The organism is Bartonella sp. CL25QHWL, assembly GCF_042195335.1.
Taxonomy (GTDB): Bacteria; Pseudomonadota; Alphaproteobacteria; order Rhizobiales; family Rhizobiaceae; genus Bartonella.
Genome location: NZ_JBHIOE010000007.1, coordinates 40507 through 66719 on the forward strand (window position 1 = coordinate 40507; position 26213 = coordinate 66719).

Here is a 26213-nt window from a genome sequence, read left to right on the forward strand (position 1 = left end):
GATATTTTGGGAGTGTATAGCAACACTCAGGGCAAGAATTGCTCGTAAATTCTCATGAAGTGAGTTACATAAGTGATCAAGTTCGATTGTGAGTAACCGACCTTTTATAAACCAATGCTGATAGAAATCTTCATCATTGAGGACAGAGAAGGAGTTAAATTTTTAAACGGCTATACCATAAAGGTCATAGGCATCCGATTGTTCGATTTTAACGGTGACAAATTCACCAACACGCAGTGGGCGTCGTGATGATATATGGACAACACCATCTATTTCTGGAGCATCGTACTGACTCCGTCCTTTGGCAACTTTTCCTTGACTTTCATCAATAAGAACTTGGAGTCTTTTTCCAATTTTTTTCTTTAAAAGATATGTAGAAATTTGTTGTTGTTTTGCCATAAAACGATGCCAGCGGTTTTCTTTCACCTCTTCAGGAATATTTTCTAATCCCAAATTATTTGCGGCAGCTCCTTTTACTTCTTCATATTTAAAGCACCCAGCGCGTTCAATTTTTGCTTCTTCTAGCCATTCTAGAAGTATATTAAAATCTTCATTCGTTTCACCAGGAAAACCAACAATAAATGTTGATCGCAAAGTAAGATCTGGACAGATTTTCCGCCATTTTTCAATTCTACGGTTTGTTTTTTCCATAAGTGCGGGACGCTTCATGTGACGCAAAACAGCCGGTGATGCATGCTGAAAAGGAATATCCAGATAAGGAAGAATTTTTTTTGCAGCCATAAGTTCGATAACTTCATCAACATGGGGATAAGGATAAACGTAATGCATACGTATCCAAATACCCATATCGCCTAGTTCGCGACAAAGATCAAAGAATTTCGTTTTGATTGTACGATCTTTCCAAGAATTTTCGAGATATTTAAGATCAACACCATAAGCACTCGTATCTTGTGAAATAACCAAAAGTTCTTTTACACCCGCTTGCACGAGTTTTTCAGCTTCACGAAGAACATCGCTGATGGGACGTGAAGTGAGATCACCACGCAGAGTAGGGATGATACAAAAACTACACTGGTTAGAGCATCCTTCAGAAATCTTTAAGTAGGCGTAATGGCGAGGTGTTAAACGAATACCTTGGGGAGGAACTAAATCAAGAAAAGGATCATGAATTGGAGGAATTGCTGTATGAACAGCTTCTATAACGCTTTCATAAGCTTGCGGTCTTGTAATAGCCAATACATTAGGATATGTTTGGCGAATAGCATCAGGATCAGCACCAAGACACCCTGTTACAATAACTTTTCCATTTTTTTTAAGAGCTTCATCAATATTGGCTAATGATTCTTTCCTTGCCGAGTCAAGAAAACCACAGGTATTCACAATAACGACATCAGCTCCTTGATGTTGACGTGAAATTTCATACCCTTCAGAGCGAAGGCGTGTAATAATTCGCTCAGAATCTACGAGTGCTTTTGGGCATCCGAGGGAGACAAAACTAATACGAGGTGCTACCATGATGATCCTACAATTACTATGAATGATTCAGTTACGTTTTTATTAACTTAAAAATAATGTTCTTTATTTTTATACCTATGCAATACAGTCTGTTACAAAGTTATTTGATTTTTTTCTACAAAATTTTATGTGTTTTTATGCATGCATACAATTTTGTTTTATTATATCGTAAAATTCCATCATTGAGGACGAGGATATAAGGCTGCTTTCTTAAAAGCATTCAAGTTCTTTTCAAAGTACGTGGTGAATATTTTAAAGCTTACTTGCCAAGCCTTGACATAAGTGAAGAACAATGGAGGGAAGGGAAAGTGAAATCCGCTCGATAAGGATCTGGATTGTTTATAAACCGAATTGGGGGCATCCTTTGGCTGTGGAGAAGAAGTCAATTGCGTGTGGCACAATAAAAAAATACTCAACAGCTTCTTATTGCGATATATATCGCGTACTATAAGGTTTATTTTTTAATATTTGCGAATAAGTCCGGTAAGTTTGCCTTGTATTTCTACACGCTCAGATTCGTATGTCCGTACTTCATAATGAGGATTTGCAGCTTCTAATGCAATAGAAGCTCCTTTGCGTCGATAACGTTTTAATGTTGCTTCTTTTTTATCAATAAACGCAACAATAATTTCACCTGTTATTGCTGTATTTTGACGTTTCACAATGATCGTATCTTTATCAAAGATACCAGCCTCCATCATAGAATCATCTTTAACTTCTAATGCGTAGTGCTCACCTGTATTAACCATATCGAGTGGAAGAGAAAGGCTGTTTATTTGCTGCAGTATAGCAGAGGCGGGTACGCTTGCAGAAATACGTCCCATAATAGGAATGGTGATATTTTTTTTTTCTTCTTCATCAAAGGGACTCAAGCTTTTTGATATTTCCCTTTTATTTCTTTCTATTATACTGGGAGAAATTTTACGTGCTAAAGAAAGGTTAAATGTTATTTTCTCAGGAAGTCGAATTACCTCCACAGCACGAGCACGATTAGGCAAACGACGTATAAAACCTCTTTGTTCTAAGGCTATAATGAGCTTATGAATACCAGACTTTGAAGAAAGTTCTAATGCATTTTTCATTTCTTCAAAAGAAGGAGGAACACCAGTTTCTTTTATATGGTTATGAATAAACAAGAGTAGCTCATACTGTTTACATGTTAGCATTCAATATTCCAATCAAAATAATAAAAATTAGTAAAGTAAAAATACATGTATATATAACACTTTTACAATTTTTATCGCCAAATCAAAATTATTTTCTTTGTTTTTGATCTTATATTTTAATAAAGCAATATGTTTATTTATAGATATATTTAAATTATTATTTATATACTATATAGCTACATTAATATTAAATAATGTATAAAATACTTTATAGTTCTGACTGAATTATCTAACACCAAATTTTATGACCAGTATTATCCTTTTCTTCTAAAAATATATCTACATGTTTTGTAATTTCTGATATAAAAAAGTTAAATAGAAGGCATTCTATATATTTAGAACTCTCTATGGGTATTTAAAATCATTTTACATACTGCATATTATTTCTGCTTTTTTATTCTTAGTAAAATTATCTACAGCTCTAATAGTGAACACAATTTATAGTCATTCGAGATATTTTCAATGAGACTAAATTTTTGCTTCATATCTACTTTATTCTATAAGATAAACTGGCTTTCGTTATATATTCATTATGCATAAATAAAATTATACTCTCAAAATGCCATTGTTGCTCATTGTTCCATTTTCAAGTCTAACGTGTCAACTGCTATATACTATTTTCATGAACCCTAATGTTACGATAAATTTTGATTATTGAAAGGAGGCATAAAAGGTATTTTCATTTCTTTTTTATAGTTTTATTCTCTCACTTATATTGGTCAAGAAAATGCTTTTTATTGTTTCAATATAAAAAAGATTTGAAATGAGATAAGCTTACAGTATTTGAGACTTATCACTCAAGTGAAAAAATGATAAATTATTATAAATCAATATATTATCTTATAAATCTGTATTTATATTTGAAAATTGAACACTAAGATATAAAAAATAATATTATAATAAAAGGTATTTTTTCTTCTCTACCCATTATGCTCAACAACCCATGTGAGGGGAAGGGGTAATTTCTCATAATTTTAACGCTTCGAATCTATGCAATATTTTGCAGTGAAATTTTTCCTTTATTGAAACTTCAAAAATAAGATTAAAGAGTACTTATACAATGATGAAGTAAAGGGGTGAAAACGAAAAATTATTGATAATTGAAGAAAATAATAATATTTTTCTCCAAAAGGTGTTGACCAAATGGAAAGTCAACCGTATGTTCCCTTCACTTTCTACAAATTAGATAGTGTGCAAACTAGATAGCTTGTATGAGAGCGCGTAGCTCAGCTGGTAGAGCAACTGACTTTTAATCAGTAGGTCCAGGGTTCGAATCCCTGCGCGCTCACCAAATTTAAATTAATATCAATAGGCTATAAAAAATTTAAGAATCTTTCTTGTTTTTATTCTTTTTGAAGTTTTTTGTTGATTCTATAACCTGTCATTTTCTATCAGCTGTTTTGAAATAGAGCGATGCTATGCTGTCTCCTGTCCAACAAAAAAGAGCTTTAAGATTACGATAGGATTGTACCTGCGTTGGCAGCACATGTGGTTTCTAATTTTCTCAATCTATAGGTTGATTTTTTAATACCCACTGCATTACATGATTCGCAAAACAAGTTGCTAAAATCACCACTTATTCACACTTTATATTATGAAATGACTTTTCTATAAGATGTTGATTTATTTAATTTTTACTCTTTTTAACATCTACTATAGTACATTTATTTCTTATGAAGATCATAAAAAGGTTAACAATACGTTAATTTCTTGATAGAAGGGGCCAATTCAAGAGTGGTATATGCGCGAGGGGAATCATTTAAAAACGTAAATTCTTCCGTTGCGTACAAAAAGCGTGACGTGGTTTTTACAGTAGTACTTAACAGAAATAAGTGGACTGAATAGATGCCTTCAAATAGAAAAAAGAAATTTACTTTTATGATTAAACCAACACTTCAATTGTTTTCTATGATCGTCATTTCTCAGTCACTGGTATCTTGTTGCGCAAGCCAAACTATGAATTTTTCAATAAAAGATTCCTATCATAATAAACCAATTAACGTAAACACTTCTGTACTACCTCAACAAGTATCTAATAAGAAGAATCAATCGGAAGAAAAAAAGCGTGGACGAGCGATTGTTGGTAAACCTTATCAAATAAAAGGAAAGTGGTATTATCCTCAAAGTGATCCAACTTATAAACGTGTTGGCGAAGCATCATGGTATGGTTCAGATTTTCATGGACGTTTAACTGCCAACGGTGAAATTTATGACATGAATCTTTTGACTGCTGCTCATCCTACAATGCCTTTACCTAGCTATGCTCGTGTCACTAATTTGAAAAATGGATCTTCAATCGTTGTTAGAGTGAATGATCGCGGACCTTTTATGAAAGACAGAATCATTGATTTATCAAGGCAAGCTGCGACAATACTGGGGTATGTAGATAGGGGTGTTGCAGATGTTAAAGTAGAATATATTGCTGAAGCACCTGTTGGCTATTATGATGGTGCATATTTAATGTCCTCTTATACTCCTGGAAATGCTGCCCCATATTCATTAGCGTCGGAAAATATTGCGAAAAAAAGAGAAACTGTTTTGTTAAAAGAGCAGCGCAATACAGGAAACAAAAAAGAATTAGCTAAAGCAGCTGCTGTTGAACAAGAACAACGTAATAAAACTGTTGCAGTTAAATTGCCAGAAATTGGTCCTATCATGGTTGATAAGCCGATACCATTTGATCAAGTTGCTTCTATAAATAAGCTAAACAAAAAAACAAAGGTCAATTGGCTACAACTGTTTTAAGAAAAAATGCATTGATTTTTTATCTATATAATTTTCTAGTAAAAAAGGTAAGAACTTACGGATTTAGTGTAAGATTTTCATCTTAAAGCGCGTTGTCCTTTTCAAAAAGCGTGGTGGGGTGCTATTATTATAAATTCAGTACGGCCTTTCTACTCCATTGCTGGTCTATTCGTCGTTTTATGATATTGCTTGCTTAATAAAGCGCGTACTTTTCTTACTGTAATAGCTTTTGCTAGACGAAGGTAGATTATTGTATCAGTCTGTTTGTGTAATCTCCAAAACAACTGTACAATCAATTTGAGAGGAACAAAAAGCTTAACAAGTAAAAAAATATTTTATTTTGATTCGGCCTTGCATCTTTCCAAAGTATCCACGGTAATATCTTATGAAGAGATTATATATTACCTCATGCTTTTGTTTATCATGTTCTTTAATGGAGTAAGTTCCCTCACGAAAAACAGAGCGTCTCAAACAAAATACGCTTACATTGCCAATTCACGGACTTATTTAAAAGAGACATACTTCAACACGCTACAGGTCTATTTTACGACAGCGCCTGTGAATGGCATAACTGTAACGCCTTTAGATATCACCATCTTCACACTTATGAAGATATAAACCGACACCGTCATACACTTTGCAAGCCCCAATGTTTTATGCGATAATTCTTAACACTTGAGAGGTTGATAAGAAGTATTTTTACTCTCTTTTTTAATAATTTTTATCTATATACGAACCCTACTTATGATGCGTAAGCAAGCGATTTTATTGAATTCAATATGAGAGGAAATATAACGAAAGAATCTTACAGTATTTTGAATCAGATCCACGTTAAAAGATTATAATTTATCATAATAAATCAATCTACTATCAATATAAAACAACAAATAAAAAATTTTTTTTGTCTCTCATGCTTTAAAAATCTAGGTGGAAGATAAGAAGTGCATCATTTTACTTTTACTAACGCTGAATAAAAATAAAATCTTTTCTTGAGTCATCAATAATTCCTCAATTTGCGGAAATAAAAAAGTTTTTTCCTATATAAGATTCTTTATGTTGATCTTTGGGATGGGAGGAGCAGCTATGTACACAATATTAAGGATCTTATTGACCTTATGGGGGGTATTGGTATTTGTCACGTGGGGGAAAGCAGAAGATTTTCAAATTTCTGCTTCACAATTGTTATTACTCGATGATGATACAGAGACAATACTTTATGAAAAACAAAGTGATATTCCTTTTTTTCCTGCTTCATTAGCAAAATTGATGACAGTGGAAGTCGTATTTCATCACTTAAAGGAGGGACTGTTAAAGAGTACGCAGAAATTCAAGGTCAGTGAAAATGCTTGGCGCAAAGGTGGAGCACCTTCCGGTACAACCACTATGTTTGCAAAGATAAAGACAGAAATCAGTGTTTCTGATCTTTTACGTGGTTTAATTATTGTGAATGGAAATGATGCTGCTATTATTCTTGCTGAAGGAATATCAGGACATGAAGATCATTTTGTAAAACTGATGAATCAGCGCGCAAAAATAATCGGGTTATCTCAGAGTCATTTTGTTAATGCAACAGGGTTACCCGAAGAGGGACAATTTGTAACTGTGCGTGATATGATTATATTAGCACGTCATATTGTTCAGGAATATCCGGACTATTATGCACTTTATTGTGAGCCTCATTTTACATGGAATAATATTTTTCAACGTAATAAAAATCCTCTTATTTCTAAGGAAATTGGTGTAGAAGGATTTGGTTTTGGCTACAGTGAAAAAGAAGGTTTTTCAATGGTTGCCACCATTTCTAAAAATCATCGACGTCTTTTTTTAGCAATCAATGGTTTGCAAGATGGTAAAAAATATACAAAAGAAATAGAACGCATTCTTCAATGGGGAATGACGGCTTTTGATCTCAAAACGATTTTTACAAAAGAAGAAACGGTTGGTCGTGCTTCTGTTTATGGTGGTAAACAAAATTTTGTTCCACTCATTGTTAAAACACCAATAAGTTTTATGCTTTCGAATGAAAAAAAAGTAAATGTTAAAGCAAAAATTAAATATCATGGTCCATTGAAAGCTCCCATCGTTTCTGGGCAATCAGTTGGCGTTATTCAAATTTTAGAAGATAAAAAGGTTCTTCTGGAAAAACCAGTTTTTGCCGGAATGAATGTTCAGGAAGGAAGTTTCTTTGCAAAAGTAAAAAATGCATTCTATGAAATAACAATTGGATGGTTACGAAAATATTTGTAGTTACGCGCTAATAAGGTTAAGATCATACGTGTCAGGTTATTTTATTACATTTGAAGGAGGGGACGGGGTAGGGAAAACGGTGCAGATTTCTTTACTTGCTGAGTCTCTCTCACACCAAGGTTATGATGTTGTCACAACACGAGAACCAGGAGGAACACCAGGAGCAGAAGCAATCCGGCATATTTTGTTGTCGGGGCAGGCGCGACAGTATGGACCGTTGATTGAAGCTGTTTTGTTTACAGCTGCACGTGTCGACCATGTTACTGAGGTTATCGCACCTTCTTTGCAAAAAGGTAAAATCGTTTTATGTGACCGCTTTATTGATTCTACACGCGTTTATCAAGGACTCAATGATACCGTCAGTTCTTCTCTTCTTTCTGTTTTAGAGTGTATTGCGCTCAATGGTATTTTGCCTCATTTAACATTTTTATTAGATATGCCTGCAATGTGTGGTATGAAGCGTGCAAATTTGCGAAGAAAAAAAACAGAAGAAATTGATTATTTTGAAAAAGATCTGTTGGAAATTCAAGAACAAAGGCGTCAGGCTTTTCTTCAATTGGCCAAACAGGAACCCCATAGATTTCGAGTTATTGATGCCACTGGCTCAGTGGAAGCCATTGCTCATCAAATAAAAAATATTTGTCATCAGGTATTGTTGGATCAGCTTTCATGAGTAATGTAAATACCTTACGCCAATATGATGATATTGATACAATTTTATCACCATCCCAGAACAATGTTATCTTTGGTCATGAGGATGTGCGTCATTTTTTGACACAAATGCTTAAAGAAGAGCGTTTACATCATGCATTATTATTTGAAGGAGAATATGGGATTGGAAAGGCTACATTAGCCTTTCATCTTGCTTGGAACATTTTAAGTTTTCAACAGAGTGCTTTCTTGAAACCCGATCCTTATTCTACCCCATGGCGCCAAATTACACAAGGAAGTCACCCTGGTCTTTTGTATATTTCACGTCGATTTGATGTGAAAACGCAAAAGTTTAAAACAGGAATACTCGTTGATGATATCCGTGATATTATGCATTTTTTAAGCCGAACATCACAAGAAAATGGATGGCGTATAGTTATTGTTGATTCTGCAGATGATATGAATAGAAATGCAGCAAATGCAATTCTTAAAATACTTGAAGAACCACCTACAAAAACGTTATTTGTTATTATCGCGCATTCTTCTGGCAAATTGCTTCCAACAATCCATTCACGGTGTCAAAAAATCTCTTTTCGTCCCTTGAATAACGATGAAATGAAAAAAGTTATTACACATATTTTCGCCAATCAGGATTTACCTGATGAGAAAACAATTGAAATGATTATTGAAAAATCTAAAGGAAGTCCTCGAAAAGCTGCTTTACTTGTTTGCCATAGCGGTTTTGAAATTATTAAAACAATTGATGCTCTCCTAGAGAAACCTGTTTGTAACGCAATGATTGTACATACTCTTGCACAAACATTTTCATCTGTTTCTTCTACATTCCAATTTCAACAATTTTGTGATGAAATTCTTAATAAAATTCAAAAAAAAGCTATCATGCTCGTTGAAAAGGGAGACTTATTTCTCTCAAAAAAATATGCGGAAAAATGGCGGGAGATTCATCAAGAAATAGAGGAAATACAACTGTTTAATCTCGATAAAAAGCAGTTTGTTATTAACTTGCTTTTTAAAGTTCATAAGATCATTCATGAGGATTAGTTTTTCCGTGACAATGCGATAAACAAACGTTATGTCATAATATCTTTTATTTATAGCGTTTTACAACGAGTATGACATGCGTGACACATATTACATAACAACTCCCATTTTTTATCCTAATGGTGCTCCACATATTGGACATGCTTATAGTGCAATTGCAAGCGATGTTTTAGCCCGCTTTCAACGGTTAAACGGAAAAAATGTATTTTTTCTTTCTGGTACAGATGAGCATGGTCTCAAGATGCAACAAACCGCAGCTGCATTAGGCATGACACCTCAGCAGCTTGCAGATCGTAATAGTGCGGTGTTTCAAAAAATGCTTGCAGTATTAAATTGTTCTAACGATGATTTTATCCGTACGACAGAAGAACGCCATTATCAAGCTTGTCAAGAAATTTGGAAAAAGATGGAAGCAAATGGCGATATTTATCTCGGTCGTTATACGGGGTGGTATTCGGTTCGCCAAGAAGCCTATTATGAAGAAAAAGATACGGAAGTTGGACCAGACAACATCCGTCGTGAGAAGGAATTAGGCTCTCCAGTTGAATGGAATGAAGAAGAAAGTTATTTTTTTAGACTTTCTCATTATGAAAAGGCTCTTCTTGAATATTATGAAAAACATCCTGATTTTATTGCTCCATTTGAGCGGCGTAATGAAATTATAAGTTTTATCAAATCAGGTTTAAAAGATATCTCTATTTCACGTGCAAGTTTTAACTGGGGAATTGCTGTTCCTGAGAATCCAAAGCACGTGATGTATGTCTGGGTTGATGCGCTTACAAATTATCTATCAGCAATAGGTTTTTTCAATGAAAATTCAAAAAAACGTGATTTTTGGCCTGCAAATACGCATATTATTGGTAAGGATATTATTCGTTTTCATGCAGTCTATTGGCCGGCATTTTTAATGTCTGCTGGAATTGAATTGCCTAAAAATATTTTTGCACATGGTTTTTTACTTAATCGTGGTGCAAAAATGTCAAAATCTATTGGAAATGTCGTTGATCCTTTTGAAATGGTTGAACACTATGGTCTTGATCAGGTCCGTTATTTCCTTCTCCGTGAAGTGCCATTCGGACAAGATGGTAGTTATAGTCATGAAAGCCTTGTGAACCGTATTAATGCTGATCTTGCTAATGATCTTGGTAATTTAGCACAGCGCTGTTTGTCTATGATTGCCAAAAATTGTAATGCACAAGTCCCGAAACCAGCTTCATTTTCAGCTCAAGATAAACAGCTTTTAGAACAATCTCTTCAAGTACTTGAAACTGTACACCAAGCTATGTCTTCTTATAGTATGCATTTAGCACTTTCAGCTATTTTTTCAATTGTAGCAGATGCCAATCGCTATTTTGCCAACGAACAACCTTGGAGTTTACGTAAAAATGATCGAGAGCGATTTTCTACAGTTCTTTATATAACTGTAGAAATCTTGCGGAGAATAGGAATTATGCTTTTGCCTTTCATACCCCAATCAGCAGCGAAACTTCTTGATAGCCTTGCGGTTGCTGAAGATGATCGGTTATTGTATCATATAAGTCATTCAAAAATTCAAGAAGGGCTTGATCTTCCACCACCAGAACCAATTTTTCCTCGTTATATCTTGAAGAAAGAAGATACTCATCATGTTGATTGATACACATTGTCATCTTGATTTTGAAGATTTTTCACAAGATTTGGATAATGTTATCCAACGGGCTTTAGATGCTGACGTTAAACGTATGATAACAATTTCAACCCATGTTTATAAGTTAGATAAGCTGTTAGCCATTGCGCAAAGCTATGATCAAGTCTTTTGTTCCGTTGGAACACACCCCAATCATGCGCATGAAGAACAAAATATTACAGCGGAAGAGCTTATACAGCTCTCGAATCACCCTAAAATTGTTGCGTTTGGGGAAGGGGGGCTTGATTATCATTATGATTATTCTACTCCAGAAGAGCAAAAGAAAGTTTTTCATGAACATATCATTGCTTCTCGAGAAACACAGATTCCTCTTGTTATACATTCACGCAATGCCGATATCGATATGGAGAAAATATTACGTGAACAGACAAAAGAAGGAGCTTTTCCCTTTATCCTTCATTGTTATTCGTCTGGAATGCAACTTGCTCGTGCTGGAATTGAACTTGGTGGTTATATTTCTTTTTCAGGTATTCTTACTTTTAAAAACGCATTTGAAATCCGTGAAATAGCAAAAATTGTGCCCCATGAGCATTTGTTAGTGGAAACAGATGCTCCATTTTTAGCCCCTAGTCCCCATCGGGGCAAAACAAATGAACCATCTTTTGTATGTTATACAGCAGCTGTTTTGGCTGAAACAATTGGCTTAAGCATTGAAGAAACAGCTCAAATAACAACGCGTAATGCTTTTCGTTTATTTAGCAAAATGAAATAAGGCAAAAGATATGTGTGATCAATACCGATTTACAATATTAGGTTGTGGTCCTTCTCCAGGAGTGCCAAGACCTAATGGTGATTGGGGAACATGTGATCCGAATAACCCTAAAAATAAACGCTACAGAAGTTCTTTATTAGTTGAACGTATTAAACCTTCAGGAGGCAAAACAACGATCGTTATTGATACAGGTCCAGATTTTCGCTCACAAATGATCGATGCGCGTGTAAGCCATCTTGATGCTGCTCTTTACACGCATTCTCATGCAGACCATATCCACGGTATTGATGATTTACGCAGCTATGCACTTGCACAAAAATGTTTAATAGATATCTATGCCGACAGATTTACACTAGAGCATCTCAAAAGTGCTTTCGGATATTGTTTTCAAACTCCAAAAGATTCATCTTATTCTCCCATTTTAAAAGAGCATCTTATCAATGAAGATAGCCAATTTATTATTCAGGGGCAGGGCGGAGAAATAAGCGTCAATACACATTTACAACACCACGGAAACATTCATTCCTTAGGTTTTCGGATTGGGAATGTTGCCTATTGTACGGATGTTAGTAAATTTCCTGAAAAAACTTTATCCAAATTAATGGATTTGGATGTTCTCATCATTGAAGCTCTTCAATTTAAATCCCATCCGAGTCACTTTTCTGTTGATCAAGCATTACAGTGGATAGAATATTTAAAGCCAAAACAAGCAATACTCACACATATGGACAGATCGCTGGATTACAATAAGGTTATAAATTACGTTCCATCCTATGTAAAACCTGCATATCAAGGTCTTACTTTTGAAACAGATGCATAAGCTTATTATGTGCAATATTTTAAGTTAAATAAAATACTTTTAAATTTATCCTTTATTTTATTTCATTTTTGACATATTTAGTACTTTTTTATGTCAAAAATGAGGCTTTTATGTATAAGAATTTTAAGCGGGGTGTATGTATTGTGGTTTTAGCGGTTTCCTTAACAGCATGTGGGGGGCGTTTAGAAAAAAATATTGCAACGACAACATTACATGACGGATCAATGAGTTGTGCCGATATTCAACGGGAGTTTTTTGCTAATAAACGTCAGATTAATGATACAATTGCAGAGCGTTCTAAAGCAAGAAATAAAAACGTGGCTTTAGCAGCGGCAAGTGTTGTATTTGTACCTGCTTTGTTTTTTATGGATACTAAATCCAGTGAAAGTAATGAAATTTCGGCTTTAAACAATCGTAATGCTGTTTTGAGTGATCTTGCACGTATGAAACGTTGTAAAATAATGCAATAATTTTCCTTATTTTATTATACGTAATTTCACTATCACTATTTTTGGTCTTTAAGGAATGTACTTTAAAGACCAATTGCACAGATGTTAGTGAGTTTCCTGAAAAAACGTTATCCAAATTAATGGGTTTGGATGTTCTCATCATTGAAGCTCTTCAATTTAAATCTCACCCAAGTCATTTTTCTGTTGATCAAGCATTACAATGGATAGAATATTTAAAGCCAAAACAAGCAATACTCACACATATGGATAGATCGCTGGATTACAATGTGGTCGCAAATTACGTCCCATCCTATGTAAAACCTGCATATCAAGGTCTTACTTTTTAAACAGATGCGTGAACTTATTAACGAAATATATTTTTGTTGATAGTATATTTGTTAAAATTTTAATCTTACTTTTGCTCTATTTAAATCTCATTAAAAACATTTTGTGTTAAAAGTGAGGTTTTTATGTATAAAGAAAATTTTAAATGGGGTGTATGTATTGTCGTTTTAGCGTTTTTTTTGACAGCATGTGGGGGGCGTTTAGAAAAAAATATTCCAGTTACCACATTACATGATGGAACAATGAGTTGTTCTGATATTCAACGGGAATTTTTTGCTAATAAGCGCCAAATCGATGCTACAATTAGAGAGCGTTATAAAGCAAGAAATAAAAATGCGGCTTTAGCAGCAACAAGTCTTGTATTTCTTCCTGCTTTGTTTTTTATAGATCCTAAATCCAGTGAAAGTAATGAAATTTCAGCTTTAAATAACCGTAATGCTGTTTTGAATGATCTTGCACGTACGAAACGTTGTCAAATAGCACAATAATTTTTCTTAGTTTTATTATACGTAATTTCATTTTTTGGTCTTTAAGGAATGTACTTTAAAGACCAAATTTTATTTTAAAAGTAAATTGTATGATATAAATATGATGATGTTTTAAAGGAGGGTTTTCTTTTGGGATAAAGGATTTATCTTCTGTATCATGTTATCGCATAATATATATTATGGAACTTTATAGAAATAGTATATCTAGCATCAGCGCTTTGAAGAATGAATCTTTAAAATGAGCTACTTAAATTAGCTAAGATTGAAAATCGAGCCTGTTATTCTGGCTCGAAAATTTCAATCACAATGTTTTTTTATTTTTTACTCTTTTAAAAAAAATCATCACAATTTGTAGTGCTATAAAAGCTAAAAACAATATTCCATGAAATAATGGTACAAATGGCTGATAAATAAAATCGGAATAATACATTGTTATTGCTTCAATCAATGCTGCAATACACCACACAATGATGCCCCATAGTGAATACATCCAAAGTCCAACTAAGGCAATAGGATAGAGAATAGCCAATATAACTGATGCAAATTGCCACTGCCAAGGCATAAGATCAAAACGCCATAGAATACCTGGAAAAACACCAACAAGGCGTATCCAATAACAAATACCTAGAACTAAGCAAATAAGTGCCAAAAACCGTAAGTAACAGTTATAGATTAAATTGATTTTTGAAATCTGTTTGTGAGAATTATTTTTCACAATAATAACTCTTGTTCAACAGGTTGGAAGTAAGAATCTACCATTTCATCTGTCACATTTGAAAGTTTATCTGGCTGCCATTGAGGTCTTTTATCCTTATCGATTAACATAGCACGTATACCTTCATAAAAATCATGTGAATGAATCATATGATGCGCTATGCGGTTTTCAATTTTCATACAATCTTCCAACGTTTGAGATGAATTTTGTTTCATTTGTTTCCAGATAACTTTTAAACTTGTCGGAGAACGTGACTGCAAAATATCATAACATTCTTTAGCAAATAAAACATCTTCATTGCTTTTTTTATGTAGTAACTCAAGACATTCTTCTAAGCTATGGGCACTAAAACAACTGTTAATAATACAACGTATTTCATAACTTGTTTCATAGTCTTTTGTAATTGCTCGCTCGTTTAAAGCTAAAGTGGGATCTCCTTGCTCAATAACAGCTTTTCTAATCATATCGAATTCAGTTTCAGCAACGGCGTGTGTTGCTAATCCTAAATTTAAGCAATCTCCCCACTTTATGCGTGCGCCCGTTAATGCAAGATAGATGCCAAAATGATTGGGAAGAGATGGTAAGAAAAAACTTGCACCTACATCTGGGAAAAATCCAATCGCACCTTCTGGCATAGCAAAAACTGTATTTTCTGTAACAATTCGATGCGAACCATAGAGAGAAATACCTACCCCTCCTCCCATCCAAATACCGTTTAAGAAAGAAATGTAGGGCTTTGAAAAATGTTTAATATAAGCATTTAAGCTATATTCATCCCTAAAGTATTGACAAGCAGCAACACTTTTCCCCATATGATAGATTTCTACAACATCTCCACCAGCACAAAAAGCACGCCCCTCCCCTTCAATTAAGACACAAGAAACATTATCATCTGTTTCCCATGTTCTGAGAGTTTTTTTTAAAGCTGAAACCATTCGTTGATTAAGAGCATTTAATGCTGAAGGACGTGTGAGCTTTATAATACCAGCCCGCCCTTCTTTCGTAAAAGAAATATCATCATCTGCTCCAAAATTAATTTGCATCTCACACCCTTCTTAAAACAACTATTTCATTGTTTTTTTATATTTTTTGCCCCAAGTTGAGGAAATATTTGCATGATTGCACCAATACAATATATATAAATTCCTGTTACCGAAATTCCTATTTTAACCCAATAGGGAGCCTCTAGTTGATAAAAGAAGGCAGAAATACCAAAAAAACACCATAAGAGAAAAATGGGAAAATTAACCCTACGTAAACGAAGGACTCTTACTGGATGAATAAAATAAATTGGCAAAAAAGATATAATCGCCGATAAAACAATAATGATAAAAGTAATCCACTCTCCTGGTCTGACGACAAAAAGCGTAAAAATCATCATATTCCAAACAACAGGAAATCCTTTAAAAAAATTTTCTTTGGTTTTCATACTAGTATCTGCATAATAAATAGCAGATGAAATAACAATAATTGCACTCAATGAAAATGATAACCCTACCCCCATAAAACCACTTTGATAGAGTGCAAAGGCAGGAATTAAGACATAAGTCACGTAATCAATAATATTATCTAACAGCTCTCCAGACCATGTTGGAAGAACGTATTTAACATCAAGTTTACGTGCAATTGGTCCATCTATACCATCAACGAGAAGAGCAAGCCCAAGCCAACAGAACATAGCTGTCCATTCTTTTTGAGAGGCTGATATAAGAGAAAGAAACGCTAAAAATGATCCCGAAGCTGTTAGTAAATGAACAGAAAAGGCCTTTGCTTGTGGCATTGTTACTTTTTTATGGCGTAATAATTTAGCATTTGTTTTGATTTTCTTTGTTAGTTTACGTTTCAAGTTTTTCTTATCCTCGTTTTTAAAGTCTTCAACCATCTATCAATACGCCATTTTTTACCGATGATATAACTCAGCATTTTAAAAAATCATAAAAAGGTTACTTTTTTATATCGCATTATTTATTACATACTATAATAGAAGAGCTTCATATAATAAAAAGAGAGCGATCATTTGGAAATGTTAAAATATTTTCTCAATGGAGAAAGGTTCAAGTCATTGTGATATTTGAAAAGGAAGAGCATAAAGATATTGCTGTTATTGGTGCAGGCCCTGTCGGAATGTTAGCGGCGCTGAGTCTTGCACATGAGGGGCTTTCTGTTTTTCTTGTTGGGCCCCCTGCTCATACAGATGAGTTACGGACAACTGCTCTTATGATGCCTGCAATACGCATGCTTCAAAAACTCAATATTTGGGATAATCTTCAAAAACATGCAGCAGCTTTATCTTCCATGAGAATTATAGATATAACTTCTAGAATTGTGCATGCTCCTACGGTGCATTTTTCTTCTGCTGAAATTGGTGAAAAAGCTTTTGGCTATAATATACCTAATGTAAAATTGAACAGTGCTTTAGTCGATGCTGTTACACATACGCCTAATATTACAAGATTTGTTTCTGCAGCCAAATCTGTTCATCACACAAAAAAACATGTATGTATTACTCTTGCTGATTGTAGAGTCATTCAAGCACCACTTGTTATTGCAGCTGATGGACGTCACTCTCTTACACGTGCCGCAGCAGGGATAAGTGTCAAACAGTGGAATTATCCACAAAAAGCACTTGTTCTCAACTTTTCTCATGAGTTTTCTCATCAAAATACATCAACCGAATTTCATACAGAACACGGTCCATTTACACAGGTTCCACTACCAGGACGAAGATCTAGTCTTGTATGGGTTGTTCATCCTTCCCGTGCTGAAGAATTATTGAATACAGAACCAAAAACAATTGCAAAAATGATCGAAAACAAAATGCAATCAATGCTTGGAAAGCTAAGCTTAGAAACATCAATTCAAGCATGGCCGCTTTTCGGACTTCTTTCTCGTCATTTTGCTGCTAATCGAACAATTTTAGTCGGTGAAGCCGCTCATGTTTTCCCCCCTATTGGGGCACAAGGATTGAATTTAGGATTCCGTGATGTCCAAACTTTAATTGATATTTTACCTAATAAAATATCCAATTCTAACTCTGAAATGATTGTTGCACATTATAACAAATGTCGCAAACCAGATATATTAATCCGAAGTGGAGCTGTTCATACACTGAACTCTGCTCTACTTTCTCATATGTTGCCTGTTCATATCATACGAAGCATTGGGCTTGGTTTGTTACATAGTTTTCCACCATTACGTAATTTATTTATGCGCGAAGGAATGTATCCGGGTTATGGATTCAAGGAAATTATGCAAATATCTCCAACAAAATCATCAAAACAGCCCTACTGAACAATAATGGATAATAACGTAAAATAAAAAAATAATAAATTGCATTTTGCAATCATATCATATTACTGATGCGAAAAATATCTTTGTTCTTTCTAGGAAAGAAAAAATTATTATATATATTTAGCATATTGATATGAAATAAGATAAAACTTAATTATAGACTAAAGCTTAAATTGTAAAGATATCTTGCTAAATCACATCTGTTAAATTTTGCACTATAAAGAAAATGAAAAATAATACCGTTTTTAAAGAGTTATTTTATAATATTAATTTTAATAAGAAAATAAATAATAAAAAACAGTTTTATTTAATCAATAGATTTTAAAATCTTTTTATTATTAAGTATAATATTAAAAATAAAATCATCTTTGGAACCTGTTAGTAACACAGAGGTTAATGAAGTGTTGTTTTAACAAATGGTAACAAGATGACACTAAATAAATTTTTGAAATTAAGTACTTTTTTTATAATGATTGTATGTGTCTCGTTGATAGTCACTACTTCAATAAGTGAAGTTTTTCACCTTCCTTATTGTCAAACCTTTACCTATAGCTCTACTCAAAATGTCACTAAAATAGGTCAGAACTCATTTACTGCTTCACAAGTTAAAAATTGTCTTATGCAAAATGGTTTTGAGAATATTAAACGATTGCGTTTAGATGACAATGGCATCTGGCGTGCTTTAGTAAAATTTAAAAAGTCCCATTTTTTCGTATCCGTTGACTATTCAGGAACAGTTAGCATTCAAAATGAAAGAAAAGAATATGATTGATTTTAAAACTTACAGCAACGTTTCTTTTTACAGCCGTAAGAAAAAAAACTTAAAAAAGTGCTGCCATTCTATTAAAGAATTTGCTTTCATTGGCGGTTTAAATGGAAGCATATCAGGAGCTATCGCGGCAATTCTTTCAGCTTATGGTTATATTGCTCTTCCAGGATTTGGTCCAGTTATCGCAATGGGTATAGGAGTAGCACTTTCTGCCGGAATAATAATAGGAGCACTGATAGGATCAGGAATGGGAGGAAGTGTCGGTATATGCTGTATTTTATGGGAAATTTATATGAATCATAATAATTCTTTCTCTTATAAATTTCATAATGAATAGAAATTTCTCGTCATTTTTTCTATGAAAAACAATTAAATCATCAACAAATTATATGTTCTTTTTTTTGATGAAACGATTATCATATTATAAATGAAATAACATCTAACTTATTAAAACTGTTTGCTTAATTCTTTATTATACATCAAAAAAGTAGATTTTTTAAAGCATCTCTTGAAGAAATGTAAGCGAGATATAATTATCAGTCTATGGAAGCTACATTTTTTATAGATCAAAAAATGAAAGTTATGTTTAGAAATATATATATATAAACATACTTTAATTTATTTGCTCTTTCTAATAACTAATATTTCTATTTAAATTATTTTTGTAAAAGTTCAATTTAAGACACTTATATAATATATTATTATATATAGATTATTAATTATAGATAATAATCTATTTAAAATAAGTATAAAGGTATTTTATGAAAAAAATATTATTATCATTATTGTTTTTTATGGCATTTTTAATTCATAAAAATTCTGTATTAGCACTATCAACACAAGTAAATATTTATAAATTAGAAGATAACAATTTCAAAAAGGCTATTGGTAGCATTAAAATTGAAGAAAACACGTACGGTTTGATTTTCATCCCTAATTTATCTACTTTATCAGAAGGGATGCATGGTTTTCATGTACATGTGAATCCTTCATGTGATACAAAAGATGGCATAATTGGTGGAAGCGCAGGTGGACATTATGATCCGGAACATACCGGAAAACATTTAGGACCTTATAATGTCAATGGTCATCTTGGTGATTTACCAGCACTTTATGTTGATAAGCACGGATATGCCATAATGAGCGTTCTTGCTCCACGATTAAAAAAAATCTCTGAAATTAAAGGGCGCTCTTTAGTCATTCATTTAGGGGCTGATAATCAATCAGATAAACCATTACCGCTTGGCGGAGGTGGTGCACGTTTAGCGTGCGGTATTATTGAAAAATAAAGAGAGTATTGTGGCAAACTGTGATAGTACACCCCTTTACTATAAGATGTGAGAAAAATTTATTTTTTAAATCTATTTCAAGAAATTGAGTAAACTGTGTGAATATTTTATAAAATTAATATTTTTGAATGTTTACTTCGGATAATAAAAAACTTAATAATAATCAAAATGAACAGCAGTAGAAATTAAAGAAATAGTAGTGTAAATTCTCCGTAAGAAGACTTCAATATGAGAAAGTAATATTTTTAATGCTTGATATAAACAAAGCAAAAAAGTCGAATTTCACTCTCTAAAGTAGCAAATTTGTAATAAATTATAGTGATTAAGTCTAGTATCTAATGGAATCACGCCCAATGCACAAAATAGAACAGGCCTAAAACAGAATTTTTACTCTTCTCCTACTCAACCCCACTCATGAGGTACGCGAAAAAAAATTTAATTGATACAATATCAATATAATAAGTCAAACAAAATAGTTAGAGTAATTTTTCATCACCCTGAAAAAAGGGCTTTTAAACAATGGAGTCTTTTTAAAAATACCCCTCATAGATACATATGATCCCAATCTAGAGGACGCATCTCACCAGTTTGATAAAATTGACGAATGAGCTTAATATAATCAAGAAAATCTTTGTTTTCCTCCACTAATCTATTAGCAGTATCCCAGTCAATATCACTACGTTCTTTGGCAGGAATTAATATCTCACTCTCGGAAGAGTTTTCCTTATTAAGTCTTATAAATCCAATTCCATGCAAACTTGAAAGCATCCGAAGCTCTTTTAATGTATCAACTCCTTCAATTTCACTAGCTACTAAATAACTCAAATTAGCCCATGAAGAATTACTAACTGTTTGAAAAAATGCTTTTCGTAAATTTGAACGATTGATGAGAATTTTTACTTCAAAAGACCAAAGCTTTGTCTTTTTATCAAAATATTGCAAAACACAGTCTTTGATTTCACGATTCCATTCCTTGCTTAAATCTTGCATCCCTACGAGATCTGGATAAAGCCATTTATTTCCGCCTGCACCATGTTTATTACGAGAACATTTCTCATTAATGCGCTTGCTATAAACTGCAAGCTCTGACCATAAAAATTTAGATAATAACGGATAAAGATCATGCTCTTTAACAGAGCCACCTTCTGTTCTACTCTTTGCATTGTCCTCTATTGCGTCAATTTCAGCACTATCTGTTTGTTTAGTAAAATAATATTGTCGCGGTCGTCCTTCAGTGGTTTTAATTTCTGAATAACGCTTTTGTAATTGAGGGCGCTGCGATCCTATTTCAGCAACAATTTGCTGAATAAGAGCTGCATCACTATTAAGGGGATTGATTATCGCCGTTGAATGCTTTTGTTTTTGGCGGCATTTCTCTGGGTAATTTTCAAATATCCATTGAGCAATTTCTCGAGCTGTAAACTTTTTCGTCGGGTTTTTCTTTAAAAAATTAAAAACAGTGTTTGTTAAATTTAAAGTCATATGAAAAACTCCCCCTTTTATCCTCTGGGTATTTCATTATATTCAGGCGTTTTAAATGAAAGAACAATAAACTGTTTAAGTTTTTTAAAAAAAGAACATTTATCAAATTACTCAATAAAATCAAAATATTTTTTTAATTTATGACTATAACTCAAAGATCTTTTCACATAACGAAAATAAGATTGTACTTTTATAAAAAATTGTAAATGTGCTACAAATCCCCATACAAAAGCATAATCTTGTATAACTTTTCTATACATTTTTCTTTTTATTTTAACGTCGTTAGAAAAAAGTTAAAAATAATTATTCAAACATTTGATTGAACCTCACACCCGTCAATTAAAAAACTTATGTGTTTTATTTTTGAAGCAAAAAGTTACGAGCTCTCAAGTATAGATTCTGAAATGGTAAACTCTGCACACAAACCTTCAAAACTACTATTTGCTTTAATAGCATCATGGGGAATAAGAACATAATACCATTTTTTATCGCCATAAGTCGCCGCATAGCGCGTTGCATGACAACACCATTGAACTGCAGCTTCTCTCTTTTTTAAAACAATAGGATTTTGCATTTCAGAGGCTTTTTTAGGCTCACAAAGATATTTGGCATCCTTCGTTTCTACAACAAAGTCCGGTTCATAAGTCGATCCTTTATCATATTCTATTCTGAAAAAACCTCGAGCGGGTTTCATCCATTTCAAGACTTGTGCATCATCCTCTAATATTTGAGCAAATCGTAATTCCCCTTCTACTGAATCAAACTTTTGTAAAGGATAACAGCATTTTCTAAAGCCGCTGAATACAAGTTTTTTAATATCACTTTTAATGGCAGGAATATTACGAAAATCAAGAGGAGATGTCCCTTGCGGTAACACATAATGGATAGGTGATAAAGTTGTAAAACCTCGTGTAACTTTAACCGCATAATCTTTTTGCGTTTCCCATTGATGTTCTCTTAATTGCGCAACAATAAAACTAGTAAGCTTGTGCTGATAGTGAATTAATACGTTCTCAACAGCTGTATCATTGGGTAAATAAGATCGGAAATGTTCTACTATCTGACTAGCTAATTTTCGTAATAAGAGCGTATGGTTATCATAATCGACAAAGTCATTATCAATCAAACCACGAATGATGTAGTTTTCAAGATAAGGCTCTTTTACATATTCATTCTTAGAAGTAAGAAAAATGCTTTTATGGGTACGCAATTCTCGAATTAAAAGTTCTTTACTAACAGGTTGAAAATTTAAGCTTTCTAGATTTTTTAAATCAAAATCATAAAAACCATAAGTAACATCACGCGAAGGTATGAGTATAATATTTGGAATATCTATTATCAGTTCTGTTAATTGTTTTGTCAGAATTGTCACCACTTTTGATACAAGAGACTTTTGTGATGAAGGCTTAATATTCATAACTTTATTAGCAATTTTTTCTTGTATCTGTGCAGAACAAAGCATTTGAGAACTTGGCAATTTATCATTCTCTTTGATAAGATCCCACGCGATCGCTGCAATTTCTTGCTCCTCAGGCGTTAATGTAGGGGAATCTGTATTACGTAATATGATACCTTGTAAATCAGAAGATGCTCCATTTATATCGGAATTACGTGTTACCATCGTTTGCATCAATAAAGCTTCTACTTGACTTGGAACTGTCACTATATCGGTCTTTTCAAAGGGGATATTCCCTCCTGTTCCAATCTCAATATGCTTTTTTATAATTGAGTTTGGATCGTTTGCACGATCAATAATATCTTGAAAACGATCATGCGCAATAATTGTTAAACGATCAATAGCTTCCACGCCTGTTCTATACCCATAAGGCAAACGCAATCCACGCCCAATTGTTTGCTCTGTTAAAATTTCTGAAGCCGATGCACGCAACGGTACAATAGTATAGAGATTCGTAACATCCCACCCCTCCTTTAATTTATTAACGTGAATAACAATTTCTGTTGGGTTATGAGAATCTTCAATTGCAATCAGCTTTTGAATATTTTGATCTTCTTCTATATTCGACTGTTTTGTATGAATCTCTATAACTTTTCTCTTATAAGCTCCTGCAAAAAAATCATCTGATTCCAATAAATCACGCAATTTCTGTGCATGATTTGTATCTTGAGCGACAACTAAAATAAAAGGCTTAACGAACTTTTTGTTATAATCTTTTGCATAGACAATTAAATCTGCTTTCACGTTTTCATGGGCATGAATTGCATCTTGTAATTTGATATGTTCTAATTGTTCAGATGTATAATTTTGAGGTTGAAAATCTTTACGTGTAGCAACAGCAGGCTCTTTTACAAAACCATCCCTCATAGCCTCTGCAAGTGAATAACTATAGACAACATTTTTAAAATCTACGGGTTTTGCACCTATTGTTTTTGGTGTCGCTGTAAGCTCTATTCCTAAAACAGGTTTTAACTCATTAATTGCTGCCGCACCAGCAGAAGCTCGATAACGATGTGCTTCATCCATTAACAAAACTAAATCAGGAAGATTTGCGAGATAATCAAAATAACTTTCACCAATCGTTTCTTGTAAGCGTTTAATTCGCGGAATACTAGATTTTAGTGCGCCTTTTTTATTATCTGTTGTATTAATTTTAGAAATATTAAAAATATTGATAAAGGCCGTATCTCTATTCTCAAACAAACGCTTTTGTCCTTCAAAATGGTGTTCATCAACGCGAATACCTTTACCACTTTCATAATCTTCACCTGTAATAATAACGGGTCTATTGGCAATAAATTCACTCATTCCACTGAAAACATACTTTGGACTTTGGGGACTAAAATCCTGTTTTAACTTTTCATAAATAGTCAAATTTGGCGCTAAAACAAAAAAATGTCGGCTACGACCTGTTAAGTAAAGATAGCTAATAAAAGCCCCCATAAGTCGCGTTTTCCCAACACCTGTTGCTAAGGCAAAACAAAAAGAGGGAAAGTTTCGTTCAAAATCTTGCACAGAAGGATAAAGATTTTTTATCACTTCTAACTCTGCAACCAAATCAGCATTTTTAGAAAGCTCTATATTTTCTAAGATTTTTACCAAAATATTTAAAGATTCACGTTGAGGATCACGTAACGATAAGCGAGCAGAAATCCTTTTTTCAACAGTGTTCATGAAAAACTCCGCTTTTTATATATTATTCAAATAGATCTAATTCTGCTTGCGCAATATCTTTATTTTTGTTGTTTTCTTTTACCACAATCACTGGTTCAAGATTGGCTACATTTAAACTGTAATCGTCCCTTCCCCATTCGCATTTTTCTAATATTGCACGGGGGATTTTAGTGAGTGTCAGATTTTCAAAGGATGCTGATTTTGTATCAAAGGCTGTACCACAAACCAGCAACGTGCGATGAGAGCCTACCTCTTCACTCATTATACGGAGTTGTTCATGGGTCATAGCGCTTGTTGTGACATAAATATAATCTGTTTCGGTTGAATACCCTTGCATCCAATAATGATTTTCATCAGGTGCGTAGGTAAATCCCATATGTTTGCACATTGCTTCTGAAAGCATCGCAGCATTATATTCGCGACTAATAATCCATTGTCCCCATGGATCTTTTTGTAACAGAGAAGGTGCAAGGCGATAATAGCGAAATCCACCGCCACCTTGCCAATTGACACTTTTGGAAATTCCCCCTTGATCAGTTCCATCAATGACTTGTTTTAAACGAGGGATAATGTGGGTGTGACAATGTTCACCAAGTTCAATCATAATCCACTTTCTTCCCATTTTATGAGCAACAGCACCGGTTGTGCCGGAACCCGCAAAAGAATCCAATACAAGATCACCGGGATTTGTAGATATCTTAATAATTCTTTGAAGAAGATGTTCAGGTTTCGGAGTATTAAATAATTCTACTTCATGATTAATAAATATTTTTTTTAATTCATCTTTAGCATTTGCATTATTGGAGAGACCTATCCAAATAGTTTCTGGAATACTTCCTTTATTTTCTGAAAGAAAAAATTTACGGTATAAATTATTTCCTTTAATAAGAAGGCGATCCTCTTTATCTAACTGCTGCATACTCTCTAGATTAACAAGCCAAAGGCGTTTAGAAAAAAACTTCCCTGTTTTGGTGGTGTATTCATATTCAGATCCGCCTTGCTGTCTAGCCCACAACCCAAGAATACGATATGCACCTCTTGAATCATTATCTGGATTTACATATGCTTTTTTTGTTACATCATCTAATTCAATTCGATTAATATAAAATTTTGAAAAGTCTTTTGCATAAACTAAGATATGATCGTGGGTTGTGCTAAAATAACGAGAAGAATTATCCTTTCCTCTTTTTTTATGCCATATGAGATTAGCAACAAAATTATTACGTCCAAATAACTCATCACACAGTATTTTAGCATAATGTATTTCATTGTCATCCAACTGCATAAAAAGCGCACCATCATCCGCCAGTAAATGATGTAACAATTCTAGCCGGTCTCTCATAAGACTGAGCCATATGGAATGCTCTAAACCATCTTCATAATGTTCAAAGGCATTGCCTGTATTATAAGGTGGATCGATATAGATACATTTTACCTTCCCCGTATATTCTTTCTCAAGCGCTTTGAGCGCGAGCAAATTATCACCAAAAATAAGCTTATTATCAAAAATATCTTGGGATGATATTTGATGCGAAGCGTGATAAGATTTTTCAAGATCCTCTAATAAGATACGAGGCTCTAGTTTTGGGCGTTTTTCTTTTCCAATCCAGTTAAGTTCTAGTTTTTGTTTATTATAACTCATGCGATCGTCCTTAAATTCAAATGCTTGTGAAAAATAAACAGCTTATT

Annotated in this window: 21 protein-coding genes, 1 tRNA gene and 2 pseudogenes; 15 read left to right on the top strand and 9 right to left on the bottom strand. The window is 33.5% G+C overall.

Going from position 1 to position 26213, the window contains the following annotated elements; translation table 11 throughout:
- Positions 1 to 162 precede the first annotated feature (162 nt).
- Both rimO and lexA read right to left on the bottom strand, forming a co-directional pair.
- Positions 163 to 1476, bottom strand: coding sequence for a 30S ribosomal protein S12 methylthiotransferase RimO (gene rimO, locus ACFILY_RS05315; protein ID WP_375637621.1), 1314 nt, complete (start codon positions 1474 to 1476; stop codon positions 163 to 165).
- Between the two features lie 461 nt (positions 1477 to 1937).
- Positions 1938 to 2642, bottom strand: coding sequence for a transcriptional repressor LexA (gene lexA, locus ACFILY_RS05320; protein ID WP_273791042.1), 705 nt, complete (start codon positions 2640 to 2642; stop codon positions 1938 to 1940).
- A 1215-nt stretch (positions 2643 to 3857) separates the two neighbouring features.
- Here lexA and ACFILY_RS05325 point away from each other — a divergent pair.
- Positions 3858 to 3933 (top strand) — tRNA-Lys (locus ACFILY_RS05325).
- A gap of 90 nt (positions 3934 to 4023) precedes the next feature.
- Here the strand turns inward: ACFILY_RS05325 and ACFILY_RS05330 are convergent.
- Positions 4024 to 4210, bottom strand: a pseudogene (locus ACFILY_RS05330) (hypothetical protein); the annotation flags it as partial.
- 277 nt (positions 4211 to 4487) lie between these two features.
- Between ACFILY_RS05330 and ACFILY_RS05335 the strand changes: the two are divergent.
- From ACFILY_RS05335 to ACFILY_RS05380, 10 genes and pseudogenes are all read left to right on the top strand, one after another.
- The gene (locus ACFILY_RS05335) at positions 4488 to 5387 is read left to right on the top strand and encodes a septal ring lytic transglycosylase RlpA family protein (RefSeq protein WP_375631127.1); all 900 of its coding nucleotides are present in this window, start codon (positions 4488 to 4490) and stop codon (positions 5385 to 5387) included.
- 1083 nt (positions 5388 to 6470) lie between these two features.
- Complete coding sequence (locus ACFILY_RS05340) at positions 6471 to 7634, top strand: D-alanyl-D-alanine carboxypeptidase family protein (protein ID WP_375637622.1); 1164 nt, start codon at positions 6471 to 6473, stop codon at positions 7632 to 7634.
- A gap of 28 nt (positions 7635 to 7662) precedes the next feature.
- Positions 7663 to 8307: a dTMP kinase gene (gene tmk / locus ACFILY_RS05345; RefSeq protein ID WP_273791046.1), complete on the top strand. Its 645-nt coding sequence runs from the start codon at positions 7663 to 7665 to the stop codon at positions 8305 to 8307.
- Positions 8304 to 9347 (top strand): DNA polymerase III subunit delta', encoded by a 1044-nt coding sequence (locus ACFILY_RS05350; protein ID WP_375637623.1) that lies wholly within the window; start codon positions 8304 to 8306, stop codon positions 9345 to 9347. The genes tmk and ACFILY_RS05350 overlap by 4 nt, the downstream gene beginning before the upstream one ends.
- 76 nt (positions 9348 to 9423) lie before the next feature.
- Entirely contained in the window at positions 9424 to 10983 is a 1560-nt protein-coding gene (metG, locus tag ACFILY_RS05355; protein ID WP_375637624.1) for a methionine--tRNA ligase, read from the top strand.
- Positions 10973 to 11746: a TatD family hydrolase gene (locus tag ACFILY_RS05360; protein ID WP_273791049.1), complete on the top strand. Its 774-nt coding sequence runs from the start codon at positions 10973 to 10975 to the stop codon at positions 11744 to 11746. The genes metG and ACFILY_RS05360 overlap by 11 nt, the downstream gene beginning before the upstream one ends.
- Before the next feature lie 10 nt (positions 11747 to 11756).
- Positions 11757 to 12566, top strand: a complete 810-nt coding sequence (locus tag ACFILY_RS05365; RefSeq protein ID WP_375631133.1) for an MBL fold metallo-hydrolase — start codon at positions 11757 to 11759, stop codon at positions 12564 to 12566.
- Positions 12567 to 12676: 110 nt separating this feature from the next.
- Positions 12677 to 13036, top strand: a complete 360-nt coding sequence (locus tag ACFILY_RS05370) for a hypothetical protein (RefSeq protein WP_375613428.1) — start codon at positions 12677 to 12679, stop codon at positions 13034 to 13036.
- 74 nt (positions 13037 to 13110) lie between these two features.
- A pseudogene (locus ACFILY_RS05375) lies at positions 13111 to 13362 on the top strand (MBL fold metallo-hydrolase); the annotation flags it as partial.
- A gap of 123 nt (positions 13363 to 13485) precedes the next feature.
- Positions 13486 to 13848: a hypothetical protein gene (locus ACFILY_RS05380; RefSeq protein WP_375637625.1), complete on the top strand. Its 363-nt coding sequence runs from the start codon at positions 13486 to 13488 to the stop codon at positions 13846 to 13848.
- Positions 13849 to 14149: 301 nt separating this feature from the next.
- Here ACFILY_RS05380 and ACFILY_RS05385 read toward each other — a convergent pair whose 3' ends face one another.
- Genes ACFILY_RS05385 through pcsA form a run of 3 tightly spaced genes read right to left on the bottom strand, consistent with a single transcriptional unit; the run spans position 14150 to position 16445 of the window.
- Positions 14150 to 14563: a DUF6163 family protein gene (locus ACFILY_RS05385; protein ID WP_375631134.1), complete on the bottom strand. Its 414-nt coding sequence runs from the start codon at positions 14561 to 14563 to the stop codon at positions 14150 to 14152.
- Positions 14560 to 15606 carry an enoyl-CoA hydratase/isomerase family protein gene (locus ACFILY_RS05390; protein ID WP_375637626.1) on the bottom strand — a complete coding sequence of 349 codons (1047 nt, stop codon included), beginning with the start codon at positions 15604 to 15606 and terminating at the stop codon, positions 14560 to 14562. Before ACFILY_RS05390 ends, ACFILY_RS05385 begins: the two co-directional genes overlap by 4 nt.
- Positions 15607 to 15632: 26 nt before the next feature.
- A complete protein-coding gene (gene pcsA / locus ACFILY_RS05395) occupies positions 15633 to 16445 on the bottom strand; it encodes a phosphatidylcholine synthase (protein ID WP_375637627.1) in 813 nt (270 codons plus the stop codon).
- 182 nt (positions 16446 to 16627) lie between these two features.
- On the opposite strand from pcsA, the gene ACFILY_RS05400 reads away from it, so the two are divergent.
- The 4 genes from ACFILY_RS05400 (at position 16628) to sodC (ending at position 19912) form a co-directional block, all read left to right on the top strand.
- Positions 16628 to 17854, top strand: coding sequence for a UbiH/UbiF family hydroxylase (locus ACFILY_RS05400; RefSeq protein WP_375637628.1), 1227 nt, complete (start codon positions 16628 to 16630; stop codon positions 17852 to 17854).
- Positions 17855 to 18281: 427 nt separating this feature from the next.
- Positions 18282 to 18626, top strand: a complete 345-nt coding sequence (locus tag ACFILY_RS05405) for a hypothetical protein (protein WP_273791056.1) — start codon at positions 18282 to 18284, stop codon at positions 18624 to 18626.
- A complete protein-coding gene (locus tag ACFILY_RS05410) occupies positions 18604 to 18960 on the top strand; it encodes a hypothetical protein (protein WP_375631138.1) in 357 nt (118 codons plus the stop codon). Before ACFILY_RS05405 ends, ACFILY_RS05410 begins: the two co-directional genes overlap by 23 nt.
- A gap of 424 nt (positions 18961 to 19384) precedes the next feature.
- On the top strand, positions 19385 to 19912 hold the full coding sequence (gene sodC / locus ACFILY_RS05415) for a superoxide dismutase [Cu-Zn] SodC (RefSeq protein WP_273791249.1): 528 nt from the start codon (positions 19385 to 19387) through the stop codon (positions 19910 to 19912).
- Between the two features lie 543 nt (positions 19913 to 20455).
- Here sodC and ACFILY_RS05420 read toward each other — a convergent pair.
- The 3 genes from ACFILY_RS05420 to ACFILY_RS05430 form a co-directional block, all read right to left on the bottom strand.
- The gene (locus ACFILY_RS05420; RefSeq protein WP_375637629.1) at positions 20456 to 21394 is read right to left on the bottom strand and encodes a COG2958 family protein; all 939 of its coding nucleotides are present in this window, start codon (positions 21392 to 21394) and stop codon (positions 20456 to 20458) included.
- Positions 21395 to 21770: 376 nt separating this feature from the next.
- The gene (locus ACFILY_RS05425) at positions 21771 to 24524 is read right to left on the bottom strand and encodes a DEAD/DEAH box helicase (RefSeq protein ID WP_375637630.1); all 2754 of its coding nucleotides are present in this window, start codon (positions 24522 to 24524) and stop codon (positions 21771 to 21773) included.
- Positions 24525 to 24546: 22 nt separating this feature from the next.
- A complete protein-coding gene (locus ACFILY_RS05430; protein WP_375637631.1) occupies positions 24547 to 26166 on the bottom strand; it encodes a site-specific DNA-methyltransferase in 1620 nt (539 codons plus the stop codon).
- Positions 26167 to 26213: the final 47 nt, after the last annotated feature.

Coding starts and splice junctions, on each gene's coding strand:
- rimO (WP_375637621.1), bottom strand. CDS start 1,476: ATGGTAGCACCTCGTATTAGTTTTGTCTCCCTCGGATGCCCAAAAGCA.
- lexA (WP_273791042.1), bottom strand. CDS start 2,642: ATGCTAACATGTAAACAGTATGAGCTACTCTTGTTTATTCATAACCAT.
- ACFILY_RS05335 (WP_375631127.1), top strand. CDS start 4,488: ATGCCTTCAAATAGAAAAAAGAAATTTACTTTTATGATTAAACCAACA.
- ACFILY_RS05340 (WP_375637622.1), top strand. CDS start 6,471: ATGTACACAATATTAAGGATCTTATTGACCTTATGGGGGGTATTGGTA.
- ACFILY_RS05350 (WP_375637623.1), top strand. CDS start 8,304: ATGAGTAATGTAAATACCTTACGCCAATATGATGATATTGATACAATT.
- metG (WP_375637624.1), top strand. CDS start 9,424: ATGCGTGACACATATTACATAACAACTCCCATTTTTTATCCTAATGGT.
- ACFILY_RS05360 (WP_273791049.1), top strand. CDS start 10,973: ATGTTGATTGATACACATTGTCATCTTGATTTTGAAGATTTTTCACAA.
- ACFILY_RS05365 (WP_375631133.1), top strand. CDS start 11,757: ATGTGTGATCAATACCGATTTACAATATTAGGTTGTGGTCCTTCTCCA.
- ACFILY_RS05370 (WP_375613428.1), top strand. CDS start 12,677: ATGTATAAGAATTTTAAGCGGGGTGTATGTATTGTGGTTTTAGCGGTT.
- ACFILY_RS05380 (WP_375637625.1), top strand. CDS start 13,486: ATGTATAAAGAAAATTTTAAATGGGGTGTATGTATTGTCGTTTTAGCG.
- ACFILY_RS05390 (WP_375637626.1), bottom strand. CDS start 15,606: ATGCAAATTAATTTTGGAGCAGATGATGATATTTCTTTTACGAAAGAA.
- pcsA (WP_375637627.1), bottom strand. CDS start 16,445: ATGGTTGAAGACTTTAAAAACGAGGATAAGAAAAACTTGAAACGTAAA.
- ACFILY_RS05405 (WP_273791056.1), top strand. CDS start 18,282: ATGACACTAAATAAATTTTTGAAATTAAGTACTTTTTTTATAATGATT.
- ACFILY_RS05410 (WP_375631138.1), top strand. CDS start 18,604: ATGAAAGAAAAGAATATGATTGATTTTAAAACTTACAGCAACGTTTCT.
- sodC (WP_273791249.1), top strand. CDS start 19,385: ATGAAAAAAATATTATTATCATTATTGTTTTTTATGGCATTTTTAATT.
- ACFILY_RS05420 (WP_375637629.1), bottom strand. CDS start 21,394: ATGACTTTAAATTTAACAAACACTGTTTTTAATTTTTTAAAGAAAAAC.
- ACFILY_RS05425 (WP_375637630.1), bottom strand. CDS start 24,524: ATGAACACTGTTGAAAAAAGGATTTCTGCTCGCTTATCGTTACGTGAT.
- ACFILY_RS05430 (WP_375637631.1), bottom strand. CDS start 26,166: ATGAGTTATAATAAACAAAAACTAGAACTTAACTGGATTGGAAAAGAA.